The sequence below is a fragment of the Coleofasciculus sp. FACHB-712 genome (assembly GCF_014695635.1).
Taxonomy (GTDB): domain Bacteria; phylum Cyanobacteriota; class Cyanobacteriia; order Cyanobacteriales; family FACHB-T130; genus FACHB-T130.
Map to the genome: position 1 here is coordinate 1 of NZ_JACJOQ010000578.1, position 6146 is coordinate 6146.

Annotated in this window: 8 protein-coding genes; 7 read left to right on the forward strand and 1 reads right to left on the reverse strand. The window is 47.4% G+C overall.

The window, feature by feature from the left end; all coding sequences use genetic code 11:
• Positions 1-567: 567 nt before the first annotated feature.
• On the reverse strand, positions 568-768 hold the full coding sequence (locus H6F50_RS20880; protein ID WP_190413235.1) for a hypothetical protein: 201 nt from the start codon (positions 766-768) through the stop codon (positions 568-570).
• Positions 769-1156: 388 nt separating this feature from the next.
• Here H6F50_RS20880 and H6F50_RS20885 point away from each other — a divergent pair, with 388 nt between their 5' ends.
• From H6F50_RS20885 to H6F50_RS20910, 7 genes are all read left to right on the forward strand, one after another.
• Positions 1157-1537: a histidine kinase gene (locus H6F50_RS20885; protein ID WP_190430189.1), complete on the forward strand. Its 381-nt coding sequence runs from the start codon at positions 1157-1159 to the stop codon at positions 1535-1537.
• A gap of 207 nt (positions 1538-1744) precedes the next feature.
• On the forward strand, positions 1745-3190 hold the full coding sequence (ffh, locus tag H6F50_RS20890) for a signal recognition particle protein (protein WP_190430190.1): 1446 nt from the start codon (positions 1745-1747) through the stop codon (positions 3188-3190).
• A gap of 151 nt (positions 3191-3341) precedes the next feature.
• Entirely contained in the window at positions 3342-3602 is a 261-nt protein-coding gene (gene rpsP, locus H6F50_RS20895; protein ID WP_190413229.1) for a 30S ribosomal protein S16, read from the forward strand.
• Positions 3565-4014 (forward strand): KH domain-containing protein, encoded by a 450-nt coding sequence (locus tag H6F50_RS20900; RefSeq protein WP_190413227.1) that lies wholly within the window; start codon positions 3565-3567, stop codon positions 4012-4014. The genes rpsP and H6F50_RS20900 overlap by 38 nt, the downstream gene beginning before the upstream one ends.
• Positions 4015-4224: 210 nt before the next feature.
• Positions 4225-4356 (forward strand): hypothetical protein, encoded by a 132-nt coding sequence (locus H6F50_RS27745; protein ID WP_277877583.1) that lies wholly within the window; start codon positions 4225-4227, stop codon positions 4354-4356.
• Positions 4357-4490: 134 nt separating this feature from the next.
• Positions 4491-5447 carry a PhoH family protein gene (locus H6F50_RS20905; RefSeq protein WP_190430191.1) on the forward strand — a complete coding sequence of 319 codons (957 nt, stop codon included), beginning with the start codon at positions 4491-4493 and terminating at the stop codon, positions 5445-5447.
• A gap of 193 nt (positions 5448-5640) precedes the next feature.
• Positions 5641-6015 carry a hypothetical protein gene (locus H6F50_RS20910; protein WP_190413223.1) on the forward strand — a complete coding sequence of 125 codons (375 nt, stop codon included), beginning with the start codon at positions 5641-5643 and terminating at the stop codon, positions 6013-6015.
• Positions 6016-6146 lie beyond the last annotated feature (131 nt).

Consider the following 6146-nt stretch of genomic DNA (forward strand, 5'->3'; position numbering starts at 1 on the left):
TCGCCAGTCCTTCAGCCAGTAATGGAGAAATTAAAAGCGCAAGGCTACAGTGTAGAAATTCAGCCAGTACCCTACGAATTCCAAAAAGACGGCAATCAAATGTTGCAGATAAAGTCAGTCGTGTAAATATGTACTGCAATCTGTCGCTCCTTTGAACCTAGATGATTCAAGAAGGCGAAATCCCCGACTTCTTTAAGAAGTCGGGGATCTGAAGGGCTAGTATTTCACAATTTAAATAGGATTGCTGTATATGCCTGCTACACATCATGCAGGTTAGCGGTAATGGATAAAAGGTCATACGATAACGTGAAATGGTATAAGAAACACTTTTTTCTCTAATTACCTATTCCCAAAAACCGATGAGTCGCGCATTTAAAGGGAAATACTCAAAAGGAGATACTATTTTTTCAAAAAAAAAGTTTCAGGGTGTTCTTATTGAAAAGAACACCCTGAATTAGGTTAATTATTTATTTAGCAGCCTTTGATATATCAAATAAAGCTGCTACACCACTATGCAAGCGAGATAATACAAAAAACTAACTCTAGCCGGTTAACTTTAGCTCAAACCTAGCTCAGCGAGGCACCGCTGCGGTCGTAGCTAGAGCGGAAGCTTGGGTGTGGTTGTCCTTGAATGTGATTCCAGTATTCAGATGATTCAACATCTAGACCCACTTCAGCAGCGGCGCGACCCAGCATAGACTGCTGACGGTTCTTGATGAGGTGATGATGACGCATCATGAGGGCGCGAGCTTGTTCTTGAGTAGACATACCAGGTTTCTCCGTACTGCTTCAGTGATGTTTGACTAACTTATTTTCTCTTACCTATTTAATATAACAGAAAATTCTGTATCTAAATTTACAAAATGCTTTTAAAAACAAAACTTTACAAAAAAATTAAGGTTAGGTGCGGCACTCATCCGATAGAGCGATTCTAAATGAGGAAAAAATCGGAATTGCTGATTCCAATTTTGCATAGGGGATAATAGCCAGACGCAGAAACTGTAAAATTTGACAAACATCCTGAAAGTTTAAACGGCTACATCCCCCAAAAGTGTGATTTAGTAGTTGCCTTGGGCAGGCTAAAAGCATCATGGATGATGTGGAGTTCGTGCGCCAATCAAAAACCAAAAGAGACAGCCGACCAGGAGATAAAAAAATGGCTACCCCCTGTCACATTCTTGTAGAAGGCAACCCGGTCATCATCTATGCTTCCCGGAATGGCAGCCCTAAAAAAGTTTTGCCTATCCTCAATCGCTTTTTAGAGAAGTTTTGGCAAGAGAGAGAAACCTGCGGAGAATACTGCGATACACCTGGGTGCTTAGTGGCTCAGATTCTGGTTCGCTTTGGCTACGAGATATGCGAAGATGATTTTTCTAACCTGCGAGTGGGAGTGAATTTTGACTCAGCGGTGGAATACATCTACTGGGTTTCTTTGGATTACAAAGTGAGTATCTGGGTTCCAGAGGTGTCCTACCGCAATAATCCCTCTTTGGGACTGCAAGGCTGTCGCCAGGATCTCGTTTTGAGTACTCTCTAAATACCGCGTGCGCGATCGCACATTTTGTTTGCATTTTATTATTTGCACTCCTCACCCCCATTCCTGACCTGGCTGCACGCCAGATAACAGCGAAAACGACTAATCTGTATACAGATGGATAAGACCCACAAACTCACAAATGTGGGCTTTCTTCAGCCGATTTTGATAAGCAGATAACTATCTAGCCGCCTAAAAGATACACATATTATGTTCGACGCACTTGCTGAACGCTTAGAATCTGCCTGGAAAAGCCTGCGGGGTCAGGACAAAATTTCCCAATCCAACATTCAAGATGCCCTGAAGGAGGTGCGTCGCGCTTTATTGGAGGCGGATGTCAATCTCCAGGTCGTCAAAGATTTTATTGCCGATGTTGAAACCAAGGCACAGGGAGCCGAGGTCGTTTCTGGGGTGCGCCCCGACCAGCAGTTCATCAAAATTGTCTACGATGAGCTAGTCCAGGTGATGGGGGAAACTAACGTCCCCCTGGCTTCAGTAGATAAGCCGCCCACGATTGTACTGATGGCTGGGTTGCAGGGAACGGGTAAAACCACAGCTACAGCAAAGCTAGCTTTGTACCTACGCAAGCAAAATCGCAGTACCTTGCTAGTCGCAACCGACATCTATCGCCCAGCCGCCATCGATCAGCTAGTGACGCTGGGACAGCAAATTGAGGTGCCAGTGTTTGAACTCGGCACCAATGCTAACCCGGTAGAGATTGCGCGGCAAGGGGTTGAGCGAGCCAAGGCAGACGGCATCGATACAGTCATTATTGATACTGCCGGACGCCTCCAGATTGACCAGGACATGATGGCGGAATTAGCCCGCATCAAACAAACCGTCCAGCCGCACGAGACGCTGCTGGTGGTCGATGCCATGACCGGGCAAGAAGCGGCGAATCTCACCCGAACTTTCCACGAACAAATTGGGATCACGGGTGCCATTTTGACGAAGCTGGATGGCGATAGTCGCGGCGGTGCAGCGCTATCAGTGCGACGGATTTCCGGTCAGCCGATTAAATTTGTCGGCGTTGGAGAAAAAGTCGAGGCGCTGCAACCGTTTTATCCAGAGCGCATGGCTTCCCGAATTCTGGGTATGGGAGACGTGATCTCCTTTGTGGAAAAAGCCCAGGAGGAAATAGACCTGGCAGATGCCGAGAAGATGCAGGAAAAAATGCTCTCGGCTAAGTTTGACTTCAGCGATTTTCTCAAGCAGATGCGGCTGCTGAAGAATATGGGTTCTCTGGGGGGAATCCTGAAGATGATTCCAGGGATGAATAAGATTTCTGACGAACAGCTGCGCCAAGGAGAAACCCAGCTAAAGCGGGCTGAGGCGATGATTAATTCCATGACGAAGGAAGAACGCCAAAACCCAGACTTATTAGCGAAGTCTCCCAGTCGTCGTCGCCGGATTGCTCGCGGTGCTGGCTATCAGGAGACGGATGTCAGCAAGCTGGTAACTGATTTCACAAAAATGAGAACCGTCATGCAGCAAATGGGTCAAGGCGGTTTCCCCGGTATGCCCGGAATGGGCGGTATGCCCGGAATGGGTGGTGGCAATCGTCCTTCTCAAGCCGGTTGGCGGGGCTATGCCCAAGGCAGTCCCGGCAAGAAAAAGAAAAAGGAGAAAAAGAAGAAAGGCTTCGGCACTCTCTAGCTGGAACCGTTAATGCAATTAGCTTTTAGCTTGGAGGGGTAGAACTTGATGCCAAAAAATGGTACAATCAATGACTCTGCGTCTAAAGTCTAAAAGCTAATCGCTAAAGAGCTGATGGCTTAAAATCCAAACAGGAACATTCTTCATCAACATGATCAAACTGCGATTAAAGAGATACGGCAAAAAGCGGGAAGCTAGCTACCGGATTGTGGCAATGCAAAGCACTTCCCGCCGCGATGGGCGTCCTTTGGAAGAACTGGGCTTTTACAACCCTAGAACTGATGAAGTCAGACTAAACGAGCCAGCACTCACCAAGCGCCTCCAACAGGGAGCGCAGCCTACGCCAACGGTGCGCCGGATTCTTCAAAAAGCTAATGTCTTGGAACAAGTCAGTGCCCCAACTACCGCATGAGTCCGAGTTGGATTCCCCAGATTCAACCAGCCAGCCTGTAAGGTCATCCCACGGGAGTTCCCTACCGGATTACGCTGCTCTGGTGAAATTTTTGGTGCAGCCGTTTTTAGAATCACCAAAATTGCTGAGCGTGGACTGCGAAATGTCGCAGGGAAATACTAAAGCGTGGGTGCGGCTGGCTTTTGAAGGCGAAGATAAGGGAAGAGTTTTTGGTCGGGGAGGACGTAATATTCAGGCAATTCGGACGGTGATTGAAGCGGCTGCGAAAGCTGCCAATCAATCTGTCTACCTGGACATCTATGGGAGTTCGGCGCGATCGCTTGAAAGTACGTCAGGAAGTCCAGAAGTTGCGAAAAAAGATCCACCCCGCCGGTCTTCCCCAGTATCTGCTCCCAAATTCCGCTCCCGTTAAAACTTTAGACGGTTAGCATTGAGGAGGTGATGGATCGCCTCCGATTATGAATATCTCCTAGGTAAATCGCCTGTTATCTTTGGCAAAGGGGGCTATCAGCTTAGTATTGGTACTAACCAAAAGCTAGGGTTGATGGTTAACTTAAGCAAAAAACAGCGAGTGGCTGCAAGTCCGTTTGGTTGAACACAAGTTGATTAACTCGGCGTGAAGATGCAATCAACCAGAAAATCTAGCGATGCGGAATTTTCTGGGGTTAAATCTTGCCAACGGTACGAAAAGCCGAGTATTCGTCGAAAGCGGAAGCCTCCCGTCAGCGCCTACGCTCTCATTGAGGATCTGTAGCCAATTAAATTGGGACGCCTGAGCTGTTATGGAAAGTCATATATCGGGCGTCTTTTCGCATCAAAGGGACGGATTTTACTAATTAATTCCGTCCTCTCACCGACGAATGCTGTAAACTCGCCCATAATATTACGATGACCGAGGCATTTAAAACAATACATCTACCAAATGCTAATAGCGCGATCGCTTTAGCAGGCGATCGCGAAGAAAACCTCAAAACCCTGGCAAAAACGACTGGCGCAGTTCTAGTGTTGCGGGGTCAAGAACTGATGGTTTCTGGGACTCCTAAACAAGTAGACCGCACCAACGAGCTGGTGAACGCCCTCAAACCTTTCTGGAAAGACGGGAAGCGGATCTCCAAAGTAGATATCCGCACGGCTTGCCAAGCCCTGGATACGGGACGCCAGGTGGAATGGCAAGCAATGCAAGAGGAAGTTCTCGCGCGAAACCGTCGCGGCGAAGAAATTCGAGCTAAAACATTTCCTCAGTTGCAGTATATCCAAGCAGTACGCACCCACGACCTCACCTTCTGCATTGGCCCAGCAGGTACCGGCAAAACCTACCTAGCAGCCGTTCTGGCAGTTCAGGCGCTGCTGTCCGATCAGTACGAACGACTGATTCTCACCCGTCCAGCAGTGGAAGCTGGGGAAAAATTGGGCTTTTTGCCTGGGGACTTACAGCAGAAAATTGACCCGTTTCTGCGTCCCCTTTATGACGCGCTCTATGAATTTATCGATACAGATAAAATTCCTAGTTTGATGGAACGCGGGGTGATTGAAGTTGCTCCCCTGGCTTATATGCGGGGTCGAACTCTCAACAACTCCTTTGTAATTGTGGATGAAGCCCAGAACACCACCCCAGCACAGATGAAAATGGTGCTGACTCGCCTAGGGTTTCGTTCTCGCATGGTTGTTACGGGCGATATCACTCAGACCGATTTACCACTTAACCAACAATCTGGGTTAGCCGTTGCCCAAAAAATTCTCCAACGGGTTGAAGGCATTGCCTTCTGCAATCTCTCCAAAACTGATGTTGTCCGCAATCCGTTAGTTGAGCGAATTGTAGCGGCATACGAAAATGATGCGTTGTGAGGGATGAGTGAGGAGAACTCTTCGGATTTTCTAACCAGGAGAATGTCGGTTCGCAAACTATTTGAAAATTTGCTCGCAGTTCTCTACCCAAACAATCAGGGAAGAAGTTCTCGAATGCGTGCGTCGAGAGTAAAGATAAAACTAGAAAATTTTGCCTTTTTCAGCAGCTGATAGAGGTAAAAAAAGTAAAAGAATGAACGATACCACAGTGCTATTTCGTCCAGTGGGTCAAAAAGAGCTAGATTTGATCCGACAAAGCGGTTATAGTGCCTTTCCAGCTCGGCTTCCCTACCAACCGATATTTTATCCAGTGCTAACTGAGGCGTATGCCGTGCAGATTGCTAGAGATTGGAATACGAAAGATGAAGCTTCTGGCTATGTAGGTTATGTCACCCGCTTTTATGTGAAAACGGAATTTCTAGTGCAGTATGACGTGCAGACAGTGGGGAGTTCTCAACACCAAGAGTATTGGATACCAGCGGAGGATTTAGCAGAGTTCAACCAAAATATCGTCGGGAAGATAGAAGCGATCGCTAAATTTCAACCCAAACCAGAAACCGCATCATAAAATGTTTTTTGTCTTAGCAGATACGACCTCGCTTCCCTGCGGCTGAGTGACCAACAGGGTTGCTCCCCACCCATCTTTCATCCACGGGTTCCGAAGCTAGCTGATAACGGCTATCTGAAGAAAGCCGAATT

Excerpts from the sequence above, each read along its gene's own strand:
- H6F50_RS20900 (WP_190413227.1), top strand. The coding sequence starts at position 3,565 with ATGTCTTGGAACAAGTCAGTGCCCCAACTACCGCATGAGTCCGAGTTG.
- rpsP (WP_190413229.1), top strand. The coding sequence starts at position 3,342 with ATGATCAAACTGCGATTAAAGAGATACGGCAAAAAGCGGGAAGCTAGC.
- H6F50_RS20905 (WP_190430191.1), top strand. The coding sequence starts at position 4,491 with ATGACCGAGGCATTTAAAACAATACATCTACCAAATGCTAATAGCGCG.
- H6F50_RS27745 (WP_277877583.1), top strand. The coding sequence starts at position 4,225 with ATGCAATCAACCAGAAAATCTAGCGATGCGGAATTTTCTGGGGTTAAA.
- ffh (WP_190430190.1), top strand. The coding sequence starts at position 1,745 with ATGTTCGACGCACTTGCTGAACGCTTAGAATCTGCCTGGAAAAGCCTG.
- H6F50_RS20880 (WP_190413235.1), bottom strand. The coding sequence starts at position 768 with ATGTCTACTCAAGAACAAGCTCGCGCCCTCATGATGCGTCATCATCAC.
- H6F50_RS20885 (WP_190430189.1), top strand. The coding sequence starts at position 1,157 with ATGGCTACCCCCTGTCACATTCTTGTAGAAGGCAACCCGGTCATCATC.
- H6F50_RS20910 (WP_190413223.1), top strand. The coding sequence starts at position 5,641 with ATGAACGATACCACAGTGCTATTTCGTCCAGTGGGTCAAAAAGAGCTA.